This window comes from Pseudomonas morbosilactucae (assembly GCF_023241715.1).
GTDB classification, from domain to species: domain Bacteria; phylum Pseudomonadota; class Gammaproteobacteria; order Pseudomonadales; family Pseudomonadaceae; genus Aquipseudomonas; species Aquipseudomonas morbosilactucae.
The window spans coordinates 1-990 of sequence record NZ_JALQCW010000156.1; the positions used below are offsets into that span (position 1 = coordinate 1).

A 990-nucleotide genomic window follows, 5' to 3' on the forward strand; every position below is an offset into this window, starting at 1 on the left:
CACCGGCAACGCCCTGAACAACGTGCTGATCGGCAACGCTGGCAACAACCTGCTGGACGGCAAGGCTGGCCTGGACACCATGCGTGGCGGTGACGGCAACGACACCTACGTGCTGGACCAGTTCGGCGAACTGGCGCTCATCGAGGAATTGGCCAACCAGGGCAACGACACCCTGAACATCACCTACAACGCCACCACCCTGACCAACCTTGTCGACCTCAGTGCCGGCAATCTGCGTAACGTCGAAAACGTCACGCTTCTGGGCGCCGGGCTGTTTCGGGTCGTCGGTAACGACCTGGACAACACCCTGATCGGCAACGCCCAGGCCAACACCCTGGAAGGCGGTGCGGGCAACGACCTGCTCAATGGCGGTGCAGGTGCTGACATTATGAAGGGCGGCATCGGCGACGACACCTACATCGTCGACAACATCGGCGACCAGGTCATCGAGCTCGAAGGCGAAGGCCATGACCTGGTCCAGACCACCATCAGCTACACCCTTGCCGACCATATCGAAGATGGCCAACTGCTCGGCAGTGCCGCCCTCAAACTCACCGGTAACAGCCTGAACAACACCTTGATCGGCAACAGCGGCGCCAACATCCTCGACGGCGGCCTGGGTGCGGACATTCTCGACGGCGGCGCCGGCAACGACACCTACTACGTCGACAACGTCAATGACGTGATCATCGAGCGTGGCACCTCCCTCACGGAAATCGACAACGTATTCTCGTCGGTGAACTGGACCCTGGGCGCACACGTGAAACCATCACACTGCAGCCAGGTCGAGCGTGTTGGTGAATGGCCTGACGCCGGTGGAGGAATTCGATGCCCGATTGCTGCGCTACCACCTGGGCCAGCCGGGCGAGGAGCAGTTCGAGGCGCTGCTCAAGCGTGTGCAGGAGGGGCAGGTGCTTGATGAGGCTGGCCCGCCAGCGCCTGGCGGAACGGATGCAGGAGTCAACGACCCAGCGTTGGGCGCAGGAAGAA

1 protein-coding gene is annotated in these 990 nt (G+C 62.1%); it reads left to right on the forward strand.

Going from position 1 to position 990, the window contains the following annotated elements; translation table 11 throughout:
• Nucleotides 1–919, forward strand: a 919-nt coding sequence (locus M1B34_RS33665; RefSeq protein WP_268267435.1) for a calcium-binding protein, incomplete at its 5' end; no start/stop codon positions are given.
• Nucleotides 920–990: the final 71 nt, after the last annotated feature.